The organism is Kitasatospora sp. NPDC017646 (genome assembly GCF_044329365.1).
Taxonomy (GTDB): domain Bacteria; phylum Actinomycetota; class Actinomycetes; order Streptomycetales; family Streptomycetaceae; genus Kitasatospora.
In genome coordinates this window covers 47,193-66,368 of the sequence record NZ_JBIRJC010000021.1, presented here as the reverse complement: position 1 = coordinate 66,368, position 19,176 = coordinate 47,193, and the positions used below count along the sequence as shown (strand labels likewise).

The following is a 19,176-nucleotide window of genomic DNA, read 5'->3' as shown; positions in this document are numbered from 1 at the left end:
GACGGCGCGCGACAAGCAGCCTCGCACACCTCCCGTCACGGTGTCACCCGCCGTCACGACGGCTCGCGGGCGCCCCGGGCGGGGGCGGGCGCCGGCGGACGGCGGGCGCGGGGATGCTAGAAATCCCTCGTGCACGATCACCCGGAACCCCCGACCCGGCGCGTCTTCGTGGCCCTGGCTCCGCCCGACGACGCCAAGGACGAACTGGCCCGCGCCCTGGAGCCCGCCTACGCCCGGTACCCGCGGCTGCGGTGGAACCGGATCGAGGACTGGCACATCACCCTGGCCTTCCTCGGCGAACAGCCGTCCGCGGCGGTGCCGCCGCTGCAGTCGGCGCTGGCCGGTCCCGTCGCGTCGCACCCCGCCCTCCAGCTGAGCCTGCGGGGCGGCGGCCACTTCGACGAGCGACTGCTCTGGAGCGGCATCGACGGTGACCTGGAGGGACTGCACCGGCTCGCCGCCGCCGTCCGGGACGTGGTCGGGTCCTGCGGCATCCGGTTCCGGGACCGGCCGCTGCGTCCGCACCTGACGCTGGCACGGTCCCGCCGTGACGACCCAGTCAGCGTGCCGCAGGCCGCGGCCGGGCTCGGCGGGTTCGTGGGCCGGCCGTGGCGCACCGAACGCCTTCACCTCGTCGGGAGCAACATCGGCCGCGGCCCCGGACCGATCCGCTACCGGGACGTCGCGTCGTGGCGCATCGGAGGCTGAAGGGCGGACCGTCCGCCGCTCCGGCCGTCGCGGCTCGCACACGACGGAGGGGCCCCGGCACGAGGCCGGGGCCCCTCCGCGACGTCACCCTCGGACGGCGGCCAGCAGCCCCCGTCCGAGCCAGTCGGCGTCGTCCTTCACGCCCGGCAGGACGAAGAAGTACCCGCCGCCGGTCGGCGAGATGTAGTCGACCAGCGGTTCGTCGATCAGCCGGGTCTGGGTGGCCTCGAACTGCCGCACCACGTCCTGCTGGTAGCAGCAGAACACCAGGCCCATGTCCAGGTTTCCCGCCTTGTCGATGCCGCGGTCGTAGTTGAAGCCGCGGCGAAGGATGCGCGAGGTGTCGGTGTCGGCGGTGCGCGGGTTGGCCAGGCGGATGTGCGCGTTGAGCGGGATCGCGTTGCCGTCCGGGTCCTTGCCGTAGTCCGGCGCGTCGTTCTCCTGGTGGCCGTCCAGCGGCGCGCCGGTGTCACGGCGCCGGCCGAACATCTTCTCCTGCTCGCTGAGCTTGACCCGGTCCCAGAACTCGATCAGCATCCGGATGATCCGGATCACCTGGTAGCTGCCGCCGGTCGCCCAGGCGGGCTCGCCCGTGCCGTCGTTGACCCAGATCAGCCGGTCCATCTCCCGGGTGGAGGTGGTGTCCGGGTTGACGATGCCGTCCTTGAAGCCGAGCAGGTTGCGCTGGGCGCCGTCCGGGCGGGACTGGTTCTGGAAGCCGTCGATCCGCCAGAGGATCTGCATCCCGCCGCGGGTGTGCCGGGTGATGTCGCGCAGCGCGTGCAGCACGGTGTCCTGCCGGTCGGCGCAGATCTGCAGCGAGAGGTCGCCGTGGAGTTCGCCGGGCTGCAGGTTGTCGTTGGGGAAGGTCTTCATCGGCGTCAGTTTGACGGGCTTGGCCTTGGCCAGGCCGTAGCGGTCGTCGAACAACGAGGCGCCGACGCCGACGGTGACGGTCAGGTTGTCGGTGGGCACGACGGGGCCGAGGATGCCGCTGTCGGAGGGCGGGGCGCCGACGCCGAGGTCGGGCGGGGTGCCGCCGGCGGTGAGGAAGCGGATCCGCTCGGTCAGGGTCCGGAACAGCTCCTCCAGGCCCTTGCGGTCCTGGGCGATCACCTGGCAGGAGACGAAGGCCGCGTAGCCGGGGGCCGGGGTGGTGATGCCGGCCTGGTGGTCGCCGTGGAACGGGACGGCTCCGGACTTCGTCTGGTGGGTGTCCCCGGCGGCGGCCGGCTCGGCCCCGAGGCTGAACGCCCCGCCAGCCAGGACGGCGGCCCCGGCTCCCGCGCCGAGCGCGGCCCGGACGAAGCTGCGGCGGACCGGACCGGCCGGGCAGCCGCCCTGTTCGGCGGCCGGTTCGGCGGCGGCCGCGGCAGCGGCGGCGTGCGGGAACGGGCAGGAACCGGCGGCTGCGGTGTGGTCGGTCATCAGGCGGCCTTCCGGATCTCGAGCAGGGCGGGGATGGGCGAGAGGTCTTCGAGCAGCTGGCCGGTGGCGCCGTCCAGCTGGCGCCGGGCGTCGGCGGGCAGCTTGTCCAGCGGGGTCCAGCCGTCGGCGGTGCGGGCGGCGGCGACCAGGTCCCCGACCCGCTTCATCCCGGCGTTGACCCGGACCAGCACCTGCGGGTCGCGCCCGTCGAGCAGCGGCTGCAGCAGGGTCAGCAGCTCCTGGGTGCCGGCCAGGTTGGCCTGGGTGGTGGCCAGGTTGGTGCCGCTGCCCATGTCGGTGTCGCCGGTCAGCTCGAACTGGAGGGTGTTCTCCAGGATCTCGTGGGCGCGCAGCGGGAGGTCGCCCGGGTCGAAGTCCTGGCTGGGGAAGTCGTGCACCAGCTTGGCGACGTTCTGGGCGAGCTCGTCGGCGACGGGCGTCAGGTCGGCGGCGGACTGGCCGTGCCAGAGGCCGTACTCCAGGCGCAGGAAGCCCGTGAAGCCCGGGTCCTGGGACCTGTCGGCGTAACCGTCGGGGCGGCCGTCGATCTTCTTGTCGAGGTCGGCGAAGGTGCCGTAGGCGGCGCCGAGCGAGGCGTACTGGAGGTGGGCGGTGAGCCAGTCCGCCTTGGCGGTGGCGAGGTCACCGGCCCGCATGTCGCCCTGGATCTTCTGGGTCTGCGTCATCAGGGTCGCGAGGCCCTTGTTGACGTAGTCCTTGTAACCGTCCAGCGGGGCCTTGAGATCGTCCTCGGAGACCGGCTTGACGGCCTTGACCTCGGCGCCACCGGTGACGTGCACGGTGGCGGAGGTGACGGTCGTTCCGCCGGTGGGAACGCAGCGCCAGGCGTAGTCGCCGGAGCCGATGGTGGCGGTGAGCGCGCGGGTGGTGCCGGGGGCGAGGCCCTCGATCTCGCCGTAGACGGCGCCGCTGCCCGGGTTGACCAGGTAGACCTCGGAGGTCTTGTCGCCGGTGTTGTGCATCTGGAACACCTGCTGGCCGGGCTGGGGGGTGCCGAAGCCCTTTCCGCACTCCTTCGCGGAGACCGAGACGGTGGCGGAGCCGTCCTGCTTGCCGTCGCTGACGGCGATCACGGTGCCGGCCACCACGACCGGGACGGCGATCGCCGCGGTCGGCAGCACCCAGCGCGGACGGCCGGTGCGCACCGGCTGCCCGACCTCCGGCTCCCCGACCTCCGGCTTGCCTGCCTCCGGCTTGCCGGCGTCCGTCTTCGGCGCGGCGGGAACGGCCGCCGGGGCCGCCTTGCCGCCGCGCACGCCCTCGATGAAGAGGGTCATCACGATGCTGAGGTAGGCGATGTAGCCGACGACCTGGAGCACCGTCATGGTGACGGTCAGGTTGAGGGTGCCCTGGACCAGCGTGGCGTACCACGAGGAGGCGTCCAGGTGCCCGCTCAGGTCGAAGGCGTACGTGTTGCCACCGCCGACCAGCCCGGACTCCTGGAGGTCGCGCAGGCCGTAGCCGAGCACGCCCGCGGCGACGACGATCAGGCCGGCACCGGTGATGGTGAAGAACTTCGTGAGGTTCATCTTCAGGGCCCGGCGGTACAGGCCCCAGCAAAGGCCCACCGAGAGCAGCAGGCCGACGGCGGCGCCGATCAGCGGACCGGTGGACTCCCCGGCGGTGCGCGCGTTGGTCCACAGGAAGAGCGAGGTCTCGAGTCCCTCGCGCGCGACCGCGAGGAAGCTGGTGAACACCAGCGCGCCCGCGCCCATCGCCAGCGAGGCCTGGACCTTCTCCTTCAGGTCGGCGGAGAGGGTGCGCGCCGAGCGGCGCATCCAGAACACCATCGCGGTGACGAAGCCGACCGCGATCAGGCTCAGCACCCCGCCGAAGGCCTCCTGGGCGTGACCGGAGAGGTTGGCGGCGGTGAAGGTGAGCACCGCGCCGAAGCTGAGGCTGAGCGCGACGGCCGCCGCGACGCCGGTCCACACCTGGGGCAGCCGGCCCTTCTGACCGGCCCGGACCAGCGTGGCGACCAGGATCGACACGATCAGGCCTGCTTCGAGCCCTTCGCGCAGCCCGATCAGGAAGCTGGGAAACGCCTCATCCCACATGCAGCGGGCTCCTCCCCCGGGCCGCCCCGGGTTGTACCTGTCCTCTACCGCCCCGCCGGGGGTGCCGGCGGAACGGGCACGGCGAACGCCCCGGACGGGAGGTCCAGGGCGTTTCGCTTAGCTTAGGCAAACCTTAGAGCCGCCGCGGTCAACTGCACCCCGCGTTCAGGTAAGGGTTCGGTATGGGAACACCCATGCGCAGGCCAACTCGGCGCGCCGGCGCCACCGCGGAGAGATCTTCGTCACCCCCACCACTGCTCGGGCGCCGCCTCGGGTTCCGACTCCGGAGGGACCGTCACCGGTTCGGCGCAGCGCACCAGCAGGTCCCCCTCCCCCGTCTCGGTGACCAGGAGGCCCCGTTCCCGAAGGACGAGCGCGGCCGCCGCGGTCACCGCCGCCCGCGCCAGGCCGGACGGCGGGCCGTCCGGCTCCTCCCCCGGAAACCAGCCGACCACCACACCCTCGGGGTGGCGGCCGATCGACAGGGGCGAGGCACCCGGCGCGGTGTCGAATCCGGCGCGGGCCAGGGCCTCGGTGACGTCCTCGAAGAGTTCACGCTGATCCACCATTGGCGCAGCGTAGGCCCACGCCCTCGTGGCGCCCGGACGCGGCGCGCGCCGACACGCTTCAGCTGCACCCGAGCGCAGCATCGCCCCCGTTGGGCCGACCGGGGGCCAGCCGATCGGGCGTCAGGAACCCCCGTCCGGCCCGACACGCGCGGCCGGACGGCCCGATGGACGTGCACAGTCGGCCCCCTGCCGACAGCATGACAGAGTAAGCGCCCCATCACCCTGAGCAACGGGTCCAGCGAGCCGCCCCGGTCCGCGCGCCGGTCCGCCCGGCGGGCCCGTATCGAGAGGTCCCATGATCACAACACTTCGTCGGCCGGCGTTCCCGCCGGCGGGCCTCCGCCACGGCACGCCGGGAACGCCGGGGAGCCCGTCGTGAGCACCGAACTGCACTCGCAGCCCGGACGGGTGACCAGCAGCCGCAGCAGGCCGGCCAACAAGGCCGAAGCCTTCGCCGACTGGACGGACGGCAGGCTCGGCATCTACGCCCTGGCCAAGTCCAACCTGCGCAAGATCTTCCCGGACCACTGGTCCTTCATGCTGGGCGAGATCGCGCTCTACACCTTCGTCATCATCATCCTGACCGGTGTCTGGCTGACCATGTTCTTCCAGCCGAGCATGGCCGAGGTCGTCTACGACGGGAAGTACGTCCCGCTCAAGGGCATCCAGATGTCGCTGGCGTACGCCTCCACCGTCGACATCAGCTTCGACATCCGCGGCGGCCTGCTGATGCGCCAGATCCACCACTGGGCGGCCGTCGTCTTCATCGCCTCGATGCTGACCCACATGATGCGCGTCTTCTTCACCGGCGCGTTCCGCAAGCCGCGCGAGATCAACTGGGTCTTCGGGGCGCTGCTGCTGTTCCTCGGCATGTTCGACGGTTTCATGGGCTACTCGCTGCCCGACGACCTGCTCTCCGGCACCGGTATCCGCTTCATGGAGGGTGCGATCCTGGCGATCCCGATCGTCGGCAGCTACCTGCAGTTCTTCATCTTCGGCGGACAGTTCCCCGGATTCGTCATCATCCCGCGGCTGTTCACCGTCCACGTGCTGCTGATCCCGGGGATCATGGTCGGTTTGCTCGCGGCGCACCTGATCCTGGTCTTCTACCACAAGCACACCCAGTTCGCCGGAGCCGGCCGCACCAACGACAACGTGGTGGGCATGCCGCTGATGCCGGTCTACATGGCCAAGGCCGGCGGCTTCTTCTTCCTGGTCTTCGGCGTCATCGCGTTCATGTCGGCGGTCGCCACGATCAACCCGATCTGGGCCTACGGCCCGTACCGGCCCGACCAGGTGTCGACCGACGCCCAACCCGACTGGTACATGGGCTTCTCCGAGGGCCTGATCCGGGTGATGCCGGGCTGGGAGATCAGCGTCTGGGGCGGCCACACCCTGAACCTCGGGGTGTTCATCCCGCTGGTCGTCTTCCCGACCGTGCTGCTGGCCATCTGGTGCTGGCCGTTCCTGGAGGCCTGGGTCACCGGGGACCGCGGCGAGCACCACATCGCCGACCGTCCGCGCAACCACCCGGTCCGCACCGCCTTCGGCGTGGCCTGGATGGGCCTCTATGCGATCCTGCTGGCCGGCGGCGGCAACGACCTCCTGGCGACCCACTTCCACCTGTCGATCAACGCGATCACCTACGCGGTGCGGGCCGGCTTCTTCGCCGTGCCGGTGGTCCTCTTCGTGATCACCAAGCGGTGGTGCCTGGGCCTGCAGCGCCGCGACAAGGAGAAGGTGCTGCACGGCCGGGAGACCGGCGTCATCAACCGGCTGCAGCACGGCGAGTACGTCGAGGTGCACGCGCCGCTGCCCCAGGGCCGGCTGTACACCCTCACCGCGCACGAGCAGCCCGAGCCGGTCGTACTGGAGCCGGAGGTGGACGAGAACGGAGTGGTCCGCCGGGCGGGCCTGTGGACCCGCGCCCGGGCCAAGCTGTCCCGCGGCTTCTACGGCGAGGGCAGCCAGATCGCCAAGCCCACCGTCGAGGAGCACGAGGAGATCACCAGCGGCCACGGCCACCACTGATCCCGGTCCCGGCAGGTCGGGGGCCCGCTGTGCCGTCGCCGGCGCAGCGGGCCCCCGTCGTGCCGCGTACGCGCCCCGCGGCGCTCAGAGCCGCAGGGCCGCCGGGATGACGGCGAGCAGCGCTGCCGCGAGGGTGACGGTCAGGCAGAGCGCCGCCCAGCGGGCGCAGAGCCGGCGGCACTCGGCGCGGTAGCGGGCGGCCAGTCGGCGGCAGCGCTCGACGGCGCGGTCCACGACCTCCTCGGCGTAGCGCAACCGGTCGGCGGCGTAGGCCCGTTCGAGGCTCTCCCGCTCCGCGTTCGGCAGCCAGGGGAACTGCGCTGCGAAGGCCCGGGCGTCCCGTTCGGCCGCCGCGACCTCGGCCTCCCAGGCCAGGTAGCCCTCGATCCGGGCGATCGCCACCCGGGAGTTCGCCCGGCCGCCGCCGGTCGGCCTGCCCTCGCGCGGGGTCCGCGCTCGCGGCGGACGCTGCCTGCCACCCATGTCGGCTCCTCAAGTCCTGTCGAGTCGTCCCGCCGGAAAAGCTGCGTGAGTGGGCTCCACCGTGGCCCCGTTCCGCAAGCACGCAACTACTACCAGCGACGAACCGCAGGTGGCGGGCGGCTCGCCACGGCCCGGGAAGGCCGGGAGAACTTGCGTGCCACGCAGTATTGCGTGGCACGCACTTTCCCTGGCAGGGTGGTGGCCATGACGGACGGACGGCCCGGTCTGCGGGAACGGAAGAAGGCCGCGACGCGGGAGGCACTGAGCTGGGCGGCGCTGCGCCTGGCGGTGGAACGGGGACTGGAGAACGTCCGGGTGGAGGACATCGCGGCCGCGGCCGGGGTGTCCCCGCGCACCTACAACAACTACTTCTCCAGCAAGGCCGAGGCGATCGTCTTCCGGCACCGCAACCGGATCCTGCGGGCCGCCGAGGCCCTGCGGGCGCGCCCGGCGGCGGAACCGCTGTGGGAGGCGCTGACCGAGGCACTCGTCGAGCCCTTCGACGGCGCGGAGGAGGCGCCCGACCCCGGCTGGATCTCCGCCGTGCGGCTGCTGCTGCGCGAGCCCCCGCTCCAGGCCGAGCTGTTCCGCGGCGGCGCGGAGACCCGGGCCGAACTCACCGCGGCGATCGCCGCCCGGACCGGCACCGACGCCGACCGGGACCTCTACCCGAAGCTGGTCGCCTCGGCCGCGCTCTCCGCGCTGCAGGTCTCCAACGAGCACTACCTGAGCGCCGATCCCGTGGTGCCCTTCAAGTCGCTGTTCGCCGAGGCACTGCGGCAGTTGGCCGCCGGGCTGCCCGATCCGTCGACTCCGTGAACGAACCGTCTCAGAGGGGGATGTGAAATGACCAACGACGTCGCCGTCGTCGGCGCCGGCCCGGTCGGGCTGTTCCTGGCCTGCGAGCTGGCGCTGGCCGGAGTCCGGCCGGTGGTGCTGGACCGGCTGCCCGCGCGCTCCGGCGAGCAGAAGGCCAACGGGCTGGTCGGCCAGGTGCTACGCCTGCTCGACCACCGCGGCCTCCACGAGCCGCTCAGCGGCGTCCCGGGCGCGCCACAGCCCGTACCGCGCTTCGTGTTCGGCGCCTTCCCGCTGGAACTGCACCGGCTCGACGCGAACCCGCTGCACGCCGTACCCGTACCGCAGCACCGGATCGAGGAGGTGCTGGAGGAACGCGCCCGCGAACTGGGCGTCACCGTACGCCGCGACCACGAGGTCACCGGCCTCGTCCAGGACGCGACCGGAGTGACCGTCGACCTCCACGGCCCCGTCGGCGCAGGGAAGTTGCGGGCCCGCTACCTGGTCGGCGCGGACGGCGGCCGCAGCACCGTCCGCAAGCTCGCCGGGATCGGCTTCCCCGGCGTCACCTCGACCGACCCGGTCTCCCGCATGGCCCACGTGCTGCCGCCCGAAGGGATCCGTGTCACCGACAGCGGCGAGGTCCTCCTACCCGGCTGCCCGACGCCGTTCCGCCCGTACACCCACACCCGCACCGACCACGGCGTGTTCGTCATCTCCCCCTTCAGCCCCGACGCCGTCATGATCGCCACCCTGGAGTGGGGCGGCCCTCCGGTGGACCAGCAGGCCCCGCTCACCCTGGACGAGCTGCGCGCCAGCATCCGCCGGGTCACCGGCGCCGACCTGGAACTCGCCCCGGCCCGCACCGCCGGCCGGTTCACCCCGCGGCGCACCGCGGGCCACAACACCCGGCTCGCCGAGCGCTACCGCGACGGCCGCGTGCTGCTGGTCGGCGACGCCGCCCACGTCCACGCCGCCACCGGCGGCCCCGGGCTCAACCTCGGCCTCCAGGACGCCGCCAACCTCGGCTGGAAGCTGGCCGCCGACCTCCGGGGCTGGGCCCCTCCCGGCCTGCTCGACAGCTACCAGCGCGAACGCCACCCGGTCGGCGAACGGGTGTACATGCACTCCCAGGCGCAGATGGCGCTGATGTCCCCCGGCCCCGGGATCACCGCGCTGCGCGCCCTGGTCGGCGAACTGCTCTCCCCCGAGGACAACCTCGCCCGGATCGCCGCGCTGATGGCGGGCAGCGACGTCCGCCACGACACCGACTGCCCGCACCCGCTGGCCGGGGGCTTCGCCCCGGAACTCGCGCTCCGCACCGCCGACGGGGCCGTCCGGCTCGCGGAACTCGCCCGTGCCGGAAGGCCGTTGTTGGTCGACCTGAGCGGCGGTGGGCTCGGGCTCTCCGACCTCGCGGCGGCCTGGAAGGACCGGGTCGACGTCGTGACCGCCACCTGCGCACAGCCGCCGGCCGGCGCCCTGCTGCTGCGCCCGGACGGGTACGTCGCCTGGGCCTGCGCACCCGGGGACGCCGACCCGGAGGGACTGGACCGGGCGCTGCGCCGCTGGTTCGGCGGACCGCGGGACTGAGTAGCCGTACCCGGTCGAACTGAGTACCCCGCCGCCGCCCGGGGCCCGGGCCGACGCCGGAGCATGGACGGCACGAGCCGATTCCCGCGTACCACCGGTCACCCGAGGCTCGCACGCGGCGAGTGGTGGACGGTACCGCGGAACGCCACCGCGGTGTACCTGGTCCTGCTGCTGCCGACCGGGTGGCTCCGCGGCCTCGCCGTGATGGCGACCGACCCGTGCTACGGACCTGGCGCGTGCCCCGCGACCCACGCCCATCTGGCGCTGGCGGACCACGCGCTGCTCGCCACGGTGTGCCTGGCCGCCCTCCAGTGGCCCGCGGCGTACCTGCTGCCCAGGGCGCGCGTGCTGTCGGCACTGGCTCCGGCTGTGGCGCTGGTCGTCGCCGTCCACGCGATCCTCACCATCGAGGCGGGGACCTGATCCGCACGCTCCGACGGGGATGACGGCCAGCGCCACCGGCGGGACGGTCTCGCTGGCGGCGCTGCGCGCGGCCGGGCCCGTCCCCCCGTCGGAGAGGGACGGGCCCCGCGGGCGGCCGCCGGCCGTGGGGGAGAATGGACGGCATGTCCCGACGTCGTTCCGCGCCCCGCCCCGCCGCTCCCCGGCTGCTGCCGTCCTCCCCGTGCCCGTGCGGCCTGCCCGCCGCGTACGGCGACTGCTGCGGCCGGCTGCACCGCGGCCAGGCGAAGGCCACCACCGCCGAGTCGCTGATGCGCTCCCGCTTCAGCGCCTTCGCCGCCCAGGACGAGGCCTACCTGCTGCGCACCTGGCACCCGGACACCCGGCCCGCCGAGGTGGACTTCGACCCGGCGCTGCGGTGGACCCGGCTGGAGGTGGTCTCCACCGGCGAGGGCGGCGCCTTCCACGCCGAGGGCACGGTCGCCTTCCGGGCGCACTGGATCGAGGGCGGCGAGGAGGGCGTGCTCGCCGAGCACAGCCGCTTCGTGCGGCACGAGGGCGCCTGGGTGTACCTCGACGCCCTCTCGCTCGGCTGAGGCCGTCCCTTACAGGTAGTCGTCCAGGCGTCCCAGCGAGAAGCCGGCCGCGGTGACGTCGTTGACCACCTTGCGCAGCAGGTCCGGCATGGTGGCCTTCCAGTCGGAGACGCCCCGGAAGTGGGTGAGGATGATGTCGCCCGGGTGGAGCGTGCGATCGTCGTAGCGCCACTCCATGTGGTCCGGGAAGGCCTCCTCGTTCCACAGCGGCACCGCCTGCACCCCGCAGGAGGCGGCCGCGCGCAGCGTGTCGTCGTTGTACTCGCCGTACGGCGGCCGGAACAGCCGGGGGCGGACGCCGATCTGCTGCTCCAGCTGGTCCTGCTGGTTGCAGATCTCCTGGCGCTGGGTCTCGTAGTCGAGGACCTTGAGGTTGCGGTGGTTGATCGTGTGGTTGTTGATCTCCACGCCCTGCTTGTGCAGGTCCCGGAAGTAGCCGTAGTTGTCGCGGACGAGGTAGTCGGAGAGGAAGGCGCTGACCGGGATGCCCAGTTCCGCGGCCATCCGGGAGAATTCCGGGTCCTTCTCGTAGCCGTCGTCGATGGTCAGGAAGACCACCTTGTCCTGGGTCGGCACCCGGAACACCACGGGCGGGCGGCCGTCCTTCAGCTTGACGCCCTTCACCGGGGTGAGCGCGGTCCTGGTCGCGGGGCGGGGCGGAGCCTTCAGGGGCGGGCGGTCGAGACCCCAGCGCTGCGCGGTCTCCAGGGCGGCGCGGGCGGCGTCCGCCTGACGGGCGACCGCCCCACTGCTGGTCTCCTCCTCCTGGCGGGCCAGCCCGGGGACCACCGGTGGCGCGGCCGGGGCGCGGGCGGCGCCGCGGTCGGCGGCCTCGGGCGCTTCGGCGGGGGCGGCGGCTCCGGCGGGGGCGGGCTTCGGCTGGGCGGCGGGTGCGGCGCAGCCGGCGACCACGGCGGTGAGGCAGACGGCGGCGAGCAGGCCGCTCCACTTCTGACCTGCCCTCAAATCTCTCCTAGTGCGACAAACTGATGGTCCGTTCATGGCTGCACTGCTCCCCCGCGGTGCACCCCCGCCAATCCCCCCGTCACCCACCCGGGGCAACGGCGCGCCGGTCGCCTTGCCGTTCCTTTGCCGAACCCTCCGGAACCGGCACGAAAAACCCTTTGCGGTCACGGCCCCAGGGAGCGGATCATGCGCGCATGACCGACACCGCGCCCAGCCGCTCCGACCTCTGGACCATCACCACGGCGGACGTCGCCTCCCCCGAGGCGGAGGCACTGCTGCGCGAGTACTACTACGACGTGGCCAACCGCTACTACCGCCTCCACCTGGGCCGGGAGGGCACCCCGGAGCAGCTGGAGTCCGGCCTCGCCGACTCCCCCAGCGACGACCTGGCCGCCCCCACCGGCCTGTTCCTGCTCGGCCGCTACGACGGCGCCGCCCAGTCCTGTGCCGGCCTGCGGCGCTACGACGCCACCACCGTCGAGCTCACCCGTGTCTTCGTCCGCCCCGGCCTGCGCGGCACCGGCGGCGGCGCCCGGCTGCTCGCCGCCGTCGACGAGGCCGCCCGCGCGCTGGGCGCCGAGCGGATCGTCCTCGACACCCGCCTCGACCTGGTCGAGGCCCGAAACCTCTACCTGCGCAACGGCTACCAGGAGATACCGGCGTACGGCGACACCGGGCCCTACTCCGAGATCTGGTACGGCAAGGACCTCACCGCGGCCGCCCGACAGGGCCGGCCGACACCCTGAACCGCGTCGGCGTCCGCGTGGCGCTCCAGGGCGTCGGCCAGTTCGGCGGCCGAGGGCGGGTTGGCGCCGGGGCGGGAGACGGTCACGGCGGCGGCGGTGACGGCCCGGGTGAGGCAGTCGGCGAGGTCGGCGCCGCGGGCGCGGGCGTGCAGGAAGGCGGCCATGAAGGAGTCGCCGGCGCCCACGGTGTCGGCGACCGGCACCGGGACGGCCGCCGCCCGCTCCCGGCCGCCCTCGGCGGTGAGCGCGACGGCGCCCTCCGCGCCGAGGGTGACGGCGACCACGGCGGGGCCGAGGGCGAGCCAGCGCTCGGCGACCGCCTCGGCGGGCTCGCCCGGGTAGAGCCAGGCGAGGTCCTCGTCACTCGCCTTGACCAGGTCGCTGAGCGCCACGCAGCGCTCGACCCGGCGGACGGCCTCGGCCCGCTCGCCCATCAGCGCCGGGCGCACGTTCGGGTCGTAGCTGATCTGCGCCCGGCCCCGCCACCGCCGCACCAGGGCCAGCACCGCGCCCGCGCCCGGTTCGGTGACCGCACCGATCGAGCCCAGGTGGATCGCGGCGGGGGCCTCGGAGAGCTCGGTCCGCGGGAGGGTCCAGCCGATGTCGAAGGCGTACTGCGCCCGCCCCTGCCCGTCCAGGCGCACCACCGCCGAGGGCGTCCGGGCCACCTCGGCGGCGCGGACCTCGACCCCGGCCGACTCCAGGTGGGTGCGGATCAGCCGCCCGTTGGCGTCCGGTCCCAGTTCCGTGAGCAGCACGGCCGGGCGGCCCAGCCGCGCGAGGCCGTACGCGAGGTTGGCCGGGCTGCCGCCGGGGTGGACCCGGTCGGGCGCGCCGTCTGTGCGGACGATGTCGGCGACGCACTCGCCGATCACCAGAACGGCTGAAGCGGGGCTGGTCACGGCGGCTCCTGGCATCCGGTTCGCGGGCGTCGTCTCGGGCGCCAGCCTACGGGTGCGTCCGGGGAGCCGTCAGGGCGCATGAGTACGGCCGCCGGACCTGGCCAGGTTCTCCGACGGCCGTGGCCCCGTCCGTCAGGGGACGAAGCACTTCGAACCCTAGCCCCGGCCCGGAGGCGCCGCCAGCACCGTGGTCCGTCCGGGGGATGTCCGCGTGTCGTCACGGTCCGGGTCGGTCCCTCTCGGCCCGGTCCGACGGTTCAGTAGTATCCGGCCCGGTGCGTCGCGCACGTCACCGCCGCACGGTCCCCGCCCCTCCGCTGCCGAAGTGTGGTGATCGCCATGTTAAGGCCCCGTGTCGGCCTCGCCCTGGCGCTGGTGCTCAGCGCGGCGCTGCTGTCCGCGAGCGTCCCGTCCGCCACCGCCGCGGGCGGGCTGGGCGATCCGGTCTTCCCCGCGCTCGGCAACACCGGCTACCGAGCGCTCGCCTACGACCTGTCCTTCGAGTACCGGGCCGACACCCGGACCGTGGACGCCACCGCGGTGATCACCACCCGGCTCTCCCGCACCCTCGCCGGTCTGGAGCTGGACTCGCTCGGGCTGGGCGTGCGCGCCGTCCGGGTCGACGGGCGCCCGGCGCGGTTCGCCACCCACGACGAGAAGCTGACCGTCACCCCGGTGCACCCGCTGCACCGCGGCGCCATCGCGCGGCTGACCGTCGAGTACACCGCCGACCCGCGCGCCGCGCTGCCGCACACCGGCTGGGTGCCGACCCCCGACGGCTTCGCGGTCGCCGGGCAGCCCGCGAGCGCCCACACCGTCTTCCCGTGCAACGACCATCCGAGCGACAAGGCCCGCTTCACCATCGCGGTGACCGCCCCGGACGCGCTCCTGGGCGTCGCCAACGGCGAGTTGACGCAGACCCGGCGGCTCGGCGACGGCCGCACCACCCGTCGGTACGTCTCCCGGGAGCCGATGGCCACCGAACTCGTCCAGGTGTCGGTCGGCGACTACGCCGTCCGGGAGCGCACCGGCACGCGCGGGCTGCCGCTGCGCGATGTCGTCCCGACCGCCCGGCTCGCCGAGCTGGCCCCCGCACTCGACCTCACCGCCGACCAACTCGACTGGGCCGAGCGGCACTTGGGGCCGTTCCCGTTCGAGTCCTACGGCATCCTGCCGGCCAACACGGACGACCCGGCGGCCTTCGGCTTCACCGGGCTGGAGACCCAGACCCTCACCCTCTACAAGCCCGGCTTCCTGCGCCAGGCCGAGCCGGCGATCGGCTCGCACATGATGCACGAACTGGTGCACTCCTGGTTCGGCGACAGCGTCTCGCCCGCCACCTGGGCCGACCTGTGGCTCAACGAGGGCCACGCCGACTACTACGGCCTCCTCTACCGCTACGAGCGCGGCTGGCCCGACGCCTGGGGCCACACCACCCTGCTCGACCGGATGCGCATGCTGTACGGCCTCGGCGACCAGTGGCGGCACGACGCCGGGCCGGTCGCCTCCCCCACCGCCGACAACCTCTTCGACAGCCAGCGGTACACCGGCGGCGCACTGGTGCTGTTCGCACTGCGGGAGAAGGTCGGTGCGGCCACCTTCGACCGGATCGAGCGCACCTTCCTGCGCGAGCACCGCTACGGCACCGCGACCACCCGGGACTACGTGCGCACCGCCTCGGAGGTGTCGGGGCAGGACCTCGACGGCTTCCTGGACGACTGGCTGTACGGGCGGCGCACCCCGCCGATGCCGGGGCACCCGGACTGGACGGTCGCGCCGGTGGCGCCGGTGGCGGACGCCCCGGCCGCCGGCGCACGGGCGGTCGGAGCCGGCGCGGCGGAGGGATCGGGGACGATCTGACGCGCTTCGCGGGCTCTGATCGACTTTCGGACGCTCTGTCGGGGTTCGCCCGCCCGATCGCGCCGTACCGCACGTCCGGGCGCCCCCGTGCGCCCCTGGCCGTCCCGGGCCCGACGGGCCATGGTGGTCCCCACGGCCCGCCTGCCGCCCGGCCTAGCCCCGGCCGGCACGCGGGCCGTCCAACGCCTCCGACGGGCGCCCCGCAGGGCCGGGTGAAGATCCCCCCCCCCCCCCCCGCGCCGCCTGCCGCCCGCTGGGACGGAGGCTCCGGGCGCGCCCGTAACCCTTGCGGCGCGGTGTCGTTGGACCGGCCATGAAGAAGCGCAGCATGCTCGCCGTCGCGTCGCTCGCGGTCGGTTTCGTCGCCTCCCTCACCGCGCCGAGCGCGCACGCCAGTGCGGTCGGCGGCCAGGAGGGGCTGCCCGGTCCGCTGACCGGTGCACCGGGCGCGGTGCCCGGCCAGGTCGGGGACGCGGGCGGCGTGGTCGGCCAGGCCACCGGGTTCGTGACCGGTCCGGCGGACGGCCTGACGCCGGTCACGCCCGCCTAGGTCGGACGGGCCCGGCACACCGAGGGGTGGTAGGTCGGGGCCCGGGGAGGGGATGGGTGCGGCCGTCGAGCGGTTCCCCTCCCCGGGCCCCGGTCGGGGTCAGCTGCGGACCAGGAGCCAGCCGCCCAGGCCGTTGCAGCCGGTGCTGTTATAGGTGGTGATGCGGTAGCCCGGCGGGATCGGCACGTTGGGGCAGACCAGCAGGCCGGGCCTGGCGACCGCCTCGAACCAGGAGCCGATGCCGCCGCAGCCGTTGATGTTGTGGCCGGTGGTCACGTAGCCGGGCGGGATCGGCGAGCCCGCACAGACCCAGAGACCGTCCCGGGCCAGTTGCATGTACCAGGCGTCGATGTTGGCGCAGCCCATGCCGCTGCCGGCATGCTGGGTGATCACGTAGCCGGGCGGGATGGGCGAGGTGCCGCAGGTCCAGAGGCCGTCCACGGGCAGCCGCATGTACCAGGAGTCGTAGCCGTCGCAGCCGGTGGGGTTGTGCCCCGAGAGCACGTACCCGGCCGGGATCGGGGAGGTGGCGCAGGTCCAGACCCCGTCCCGCACGGGCTGCTGCCACCACATGCCGGCGCCGTTGCAGCCGCTGTTCGTGTGGTTGGTGAGGACGTAGCCGGGGGTGACGGGAGCCCCGTTGCAGATCCACCCGATTCCCGCGGCGGCCCGGGCCGACACCTCGGCGCGGGCGGGCGCGGCGGGGGCGGCGGCGGTCGCCGGTCCGGCGGTGACGCCGGTGAGGACGGCCACCAGCAGGGCGGCCACCCCGGCCGGGGAGGCGAGTCGGACGCGGATTCGGTGACGCAGTCTGTTCACTCCACACCAGTCCAATCGGCAGGTCCGTACGGCGCCGCGCGAACGGCCGGGCGGCGCCGGGTTGTGGAACCGGTGCGACCTTAACCACGATCCACTAGAGCCGACATGGACACATCAAGAACTTGGCCGAAAATGGCCGCGCCGCCCGTCGTGGCCACCGGGCTCACGGCCGCGGCGGCCTCGGCGGGCGGGGCACGTCAGGACATCGGGGCGCCGAGGTCCTGGGTCCACAGGGTTCCCGCGGGACTGGCGGCAACGCCGACGCCGATGTCCTTGAAGCCGCAGTCGAGCATGTTGGACTGGTGGATGCCGCCGTCCATCCAGCGGGCGAAGACGGTCGCGGGCGTGGTCGGGCCCCGGTCGAGGTTCTCGCCCCACTGGGACCAGCGGTAGCCGGCGGCCGTGATCCGGGCGTCCGCGCGGACGCCGTCGGGGTTGACGTGGTCGAAGAAGCCCCGGGCTGCCATGTCGTCGGCGTGCTTCTGGGCCGCGCTGTGCAGCCGGGGGTCGATCCGCAGCGGGGCGCAACCCGCCTTCGCGCGTTCGGCGTTGACCAGGTCCACCAGCTGCCGTTCCGGGCTGGGCGGCGGCGCGGCGGTGGTAGGTCGGGGCGCGGTCGGCGAGGGCGTGGGCGTCGGGGTCTCGGTCGGCGTCGGGGTGGCAGTGGGGGTGGGCGTGGCCGACGGGGTGGCGAGCAGGGCCGCCGTGGTGTCCATCGCAGTGGCCGGGGTGCTGGGTTCGGGTGCCGCCGCGGTCGGCGGCTCGCTGTGGTTCGGCCACACCAGGGCCAGGGTGGTGACGGCCACCGCGGCGGCCGCGCCGCTCGCCAGGACGGCCTTGCGGGCGGCGGCACCGGCCCAACCGCCGTGCGCGCCCGAGCCGGTGGCCGTACCGGTGGCCGATCCACCGGCGCCTGAACCCGCGGCCGTGCCCGCCCCTGCCGTGCCCGTTCCCGCCGTGCCCGTTCCCGCTGTGCCCGCGGCGGTGGCGGAGTGCCCGGCCGCGGCGGCGGTGGCCGCCGTGTGCTGGAGGTGCAGCAGCGTGGGCGAGGCCGAGGGGACCGGCACCAGGGCGAGGCCGGCCAGCAGGCCTTCGGCCGGGAAGAGGTCGCGGCCGAGGCCGTCGCAGTCAGCGCAGCCGCGGATGTGCCGGGCGATCCGCTTGCGCCAGACCGAGTTCGGGGTGCCGTCGTACCCGGCGGTGACCTCCGCGAGTCCGGGGCAGCGCGGGTAGGCGCCGAGGGCGCGGACCACGACCCGGCCGGCCTCCAGCTGCTTCTTCATCCGCTGGACGCGCACGGCGGCGTGCTGCGGACTCAGGTCCAGGGCCTCGGCCAGCTCGGCGCGGGAGAGTTCGCCGCTCGCCTCCAGCCACCACAGCGCCAGCAGCTGCCGGTCGTCGGGGTCCAGCCAGCGGGTGGCCTCGGCCACTTCGCGCCGCTGGCCGGACAGGCCGAGCCGCAGGATGGTCAGGTCGGTGAAGTCGGCCCGGGGGTCGGGGACTTCCCAGGTCTCGTCCAGGCCGCCGACGGTGGGCTGCTGCTGTCCGGCGGCGTGGCGGCGACGGACCTGGTTCATGGTGATGGCGACCAGCCAGGACCGGAAGGACTCCGGCTCGCGGAGCCCGTCCAGGCCGTCCAGGGCCCGGATCATGGTCTCCTGGGCGACGTCGTCCACGTCGGCGTGGCCGCCGAGGGCGCGGCCGGCCACGTTGTAGACGAGCGGCAGCCAGGCGGCGACCAGGGCCTCCTGGGCCTGCCGGTCACCTGCCTGCGCCGCGCGTACCAGGGTCGTCCCGGTCCTGTTCTGCACATCAGCGTTCATGGTCCGCACTCCGTCTTGCCGTGTTTCCGTCCGCCGCTGCCTCCTCGGAGACCTGTGGGGAGTGATCAGATAACAACAATGTGCGCGGAATCGGAAAATCGGACTGCGTGCGAGGGCCGGAACGGGGATCCGATCAGGCTGGGGCGGCGAACACCTGGGTCCACCACGGACCGTTGGCGCCGGTCCGCACGCCCACTCCGAGCTGGCTGAAGGAGCAGTTGAGGATGTTGGCCCGGTGGCCGGGGCTGTTCATCCAGGCGTCCATCACCGCCGCCGGGTCCTTCTGGCCGCGGGCTATGTTCTCGCCCCAGGTGCTCCACCGGTAACCGGCGGCCTCGATCCGGTGGTCGGCGTGGTAACCCTCGGGGCTGGCGTGGTCGAAGTAGTTGCGGTCGGCCATGTCGTCGCTGTGCGACTGGGCCGCGCTCGCCAGCCGGGGCTCGGCGCTGACCGGGCCACAACCGGCCTTGGCGCGCTCGACGTTGACCAGGTCCACGACCTGCTGCGCGTACGAGGCGTTCGGGCCACCGCCCGCCGGGGCGGCCGCCGGGGCCGCGGCGGCCCGCTGGGCGGCGGCCCCGGCTCCGTTCGAGCTCGGCCGGGTGGCCGTCGGACTCGCCTTCGCGGTGGCGGTGGGCCGGGCGGTCGCCGTCGCCGTCGCGGTGGGCGTCGCCGTCGGGGAGGCCGGGGCGCTCGCGGTGGCGGTGGCGGTCGCGCTCGGGGTGGCCGCCGGGTCGGTCGCCGTGGGGGGGGGCGGGGGGCGGCCCCCCCCCCCAGGGGGTTGGACCCCCCCCGCCCGCGACCGGGCTTCGCGGGAGGGTTGC

Annotated in this window: 18 protein-coding genes; 9 read left to right on the top strand and 9 right to left on the bottom strand. The window is 73.9% G+C overall.

Annotated elements, in window-relative coordinates:
• The first annotated feature begins 129 nt into the window (after nt 1-129).
• Nucleotides 130-708: an RNA 2',3'-cyclic phosphodiesterase gene (gene thpR / locus ACH4J0_RS28165; RefSeq protein ID WP_396243406.1), complete on the top strand. Its 579-nt coding sequence runs from the start codon at nt 130-132 to the stop codon at nt 706-708.
• A gap of 84 nt (nt 709-792) precedes the next feature.
• On the opposite strand, the gene efeB is transcribed toward thpR, so the two are convergent.
• The 3 genes from efeB to ACH4J0_RS28150 all read right to left on the bottom strand — a co-directional run bounded on the left by efeB (nt 793) and on the right by ACH4J0_RS28150 (nt 4,783).
• Nucleotides 793-2,136 carry an iron uptake transporter deferrochelatase/peroxidase subunit gene (efeB, locus tag ACH4J0_RS28160; RefSeq protein WP_396243405.1) on the bottom strand — a complete coding sequence of 448 codons (1,344 nt, stop codon included), beginning with the start codon at nt 2,134-2,136 and terminating at the stop codon, nt 793-795.
• A complete protein-coding gene (efeU, locus tag ACH4J0_RS28155) occupies nt 2,136-4,214 on the bottom strand; it encodes an iron uptake transporter permease EfeU (protein WP_396243404.1) in 2,079 nt (692 codons plus the stop codon). Before efeU ends, efeB begins: the two co-directional genes overlap by 1 nt.
• Nucleotides 4,215-4,456: 242 nt before the next feature.
• Nucleotides 4,457-4,783, bottom strand: coding sequence for a hypothetical protein (locus ACH4J0_RS28150; protein WP_396243403.1), 327 nt, complete (start codon nt 4,781-4,783; stop codon nt 4,457-4,459).
• A gap of 408 nt (nt 4,784-5,191) precedes the next feature.
• On the opposite strand from ACH4J0_RS28150, the gene ACH4J0_RS28145 reads away from it, so the two are divergent.
• Nucleotides 5,192-6,814 carry a cytochrome bc complex cytochrome b subunit gene (locus ACH4J0_RS28145; RefSeq protein WP_396243461.1) on the top strand — a complete coding sequence of 541 codons (1,623 nt, stop codon included), beginning with the start codon at nt 5,192-5,194 and terminating at the stop codon, nt 6,812-6,814.
• Nucleotides 6,815-6,898: 84 nt separating this feature from the next.
• Here the strand turns inward: ACH4J0_RS28145 and ACH4J0_RS28140 are convergent, their stop codons facing one another.
• Entirely contained in the window at nt 6,899-7,297 is a 399-nt protein-coding gene (locus ACH4J0_RS28140; protein WP_396243402.1) for a cytochrome C oxidase subunit I, read from the bottom strand.
• Nucleotides 7,298-7,501: 204 nt separating this feature from the next.
• Between ACH4J0_RS28140 and ACH4J0_RS28135 the strand changes: the two genes are divergently transcribed.
• The 4 genes from ACH4J0_RS28135 (at nt 7,502) to ACH4J0_RS28120 (ending at nt 10,686) form a co-directional block, all read left to right on the top strand.
• Entirely contained in the window at nt 7,502-8,116 is a 615-nt protein-coding gene (locus ACH4J0_RS28135; protein ID WP_396243401.1) for a TetR family transcriptional regulator, read from the top strand.
• A gap of 27 nt (nt 8,117-8,143) precedes the next feature.
• Nucleotides 8,144-9,688 carry an FAD-dependent monooxygenase gene (locus tag ACH4J0_RS28130; RefSeq protein WP_396243400.1) on the top strand — a complete coding sequence of 515 codons (1,545 nt, stop codon included), beginning with the start codon at nt 8,144-8,146 and terminating at the stop codon, nt 9,686-9,688.
• 63 nt (nt 9,689-9,751) lie between these two features.
• Complete coding sequence (locus ACH4J0_RS28125) at nt 9,752-10,111, top strand: hypothetical protein (RefSeq protein ID WP_396243399.1); 360 nt, start codon at nt 9,752-9,754, stop codon at nt 10,109-10,111.
• 143 nt (nt 10,112-10,254) lie between these two features.
• On the top strand, nt 10,255-10,686 hold the full coding sequence (locus ACH4J0_RS28120; RefSeq protein ID WP_396243398.1) for a YchJ family protein: 432 nt from the start codon (nt 10,255-10,257) through the stop codon (nt 10,684-10,686).
• Between the two features lie 9 nt (nt 10,687-10,695).
• Here the strand turns inward: ACH4J0_RS28120 and ACH4J0_RS28115 are convergent, their stop codons facing one another.
• On the bottom strand, nt 10,696-11,652 hold the full coding sequence (locus ACH4J0_RS28115) for a polysaccharide deacetylase family protein (protein ID WP_396243397.1): 957 nt from the start codon (nt 11,650-11,652) through the stop codon (nt 10,696-10,698).
• A gap of 194 nt (nt 11,653-11,846) precedes the next feature.
• Here ACH4J0_RS28115 and ACH4J0_RS28110 point away from each other — a divergent pair, with 194 nt between their 5' ends.
• Complete coding sequence (locus ACH4J0_RS28110; RefSeq protein WP_396243396.1) at nt 11,847-12,398, top strand: GNAT family N-acetyltransferase; 552 nt, start codon at nt 11,847-11,849, stop codon at nt 12,396-12,398.
• Here the strand turns inward: ACH4J0_RS28110 and ACH4J0_RS28105 are convergent.
• Nucleotides 12,332-13,300, bottom strand: coding sequence for a carbohydrate kinase (locus ACH4J0_RS28105; RefSeq protein ID WP_396243395.1), 969 nt, complete (start codon nt 13,298-13,300; stop codon nt 12,332-12,334). The two genes, ACH4J0_RS28110 and ACH4J0_RS28105, sit on opposite strands and share 67 nt — an antisense overlap.
• Nucleotides 13,301-13,639: 339 nt before the next feature.
• On the opposite strand from ACH4J0_RS28105, the gene ACH4J0_RS28100 reads away from it, so the two are divergent.
• Together ACH4J0_RS28100 and ACH4J0_RS28095 are read left to right on the top strand one after the other, a co-directional pair.
• Nucleotides 13,640-15,160: a M1 family metallopeptidase gene (locus ACH4J0_RS28100; RefSeq protein WP_396243394.1), complete on the top strand. Its 1,521-nt coding sequence runs from the start codon at nt 13,640-13,642 to the stop codon at nt 15,158-15,160.
• 313 nt (nt 15,161-15,473) lie between these two features.
• On the top strand, nt 15,474-15,710 hold the full coding sequence (locus ACH4J0_RS28095) for a hypothetical protein (RefSeq protein ID WP_396243393.1): 237 nt from the start codon (nt 15,474-15,476) through the stop codon (nt 15,708-15,710).
• 99 nt (nt 15,711-15,809) lie between these two features.
• Here the strand turns inward: ACH4J0_RS28095 and ACH4J0_RS28090 are convergent, their stop codons facing one another.
• The 3 genes from ACH4J0_RS28090 to ACH4J0_RS28080 form a co-directional block, all read right to left on the bottom strand.
• Nucleotides 15,810-16,529: a hypothetical protein gene (locus ACH4J0_RS28090; protein WP_396243392.1), complete on the bottom strand. Its 720-nt coding sequence runs from the start codon at nt 16,527-16,529 to the stop codon at nt 15,810-15,812.
• 197 nt (nt 16,530-16,726) lie between these two features.
• Nucleotides 16,727-18,352, bottom strand: a complete 1,626-nt coding sequence (locus ACH4J0_RS28085) for a sigma-70 family RNA polymerase sigma factor (RefSeq protein ID WP_396243391.1) — start codon at nt 18,350-18,352, stop codon at nt 16,727-16,729.
• A gap of 133 nt (nt 18,353-18,485) precedes the next feature.
• Nucleotides 18,486-19,176: CAP domain-containing protein (locus ACH4J0_RS28080; RefSeq protein WP_396243390.1), on the bottom strand; the 691-nt coding region annotated here is incomplete at its 5' end.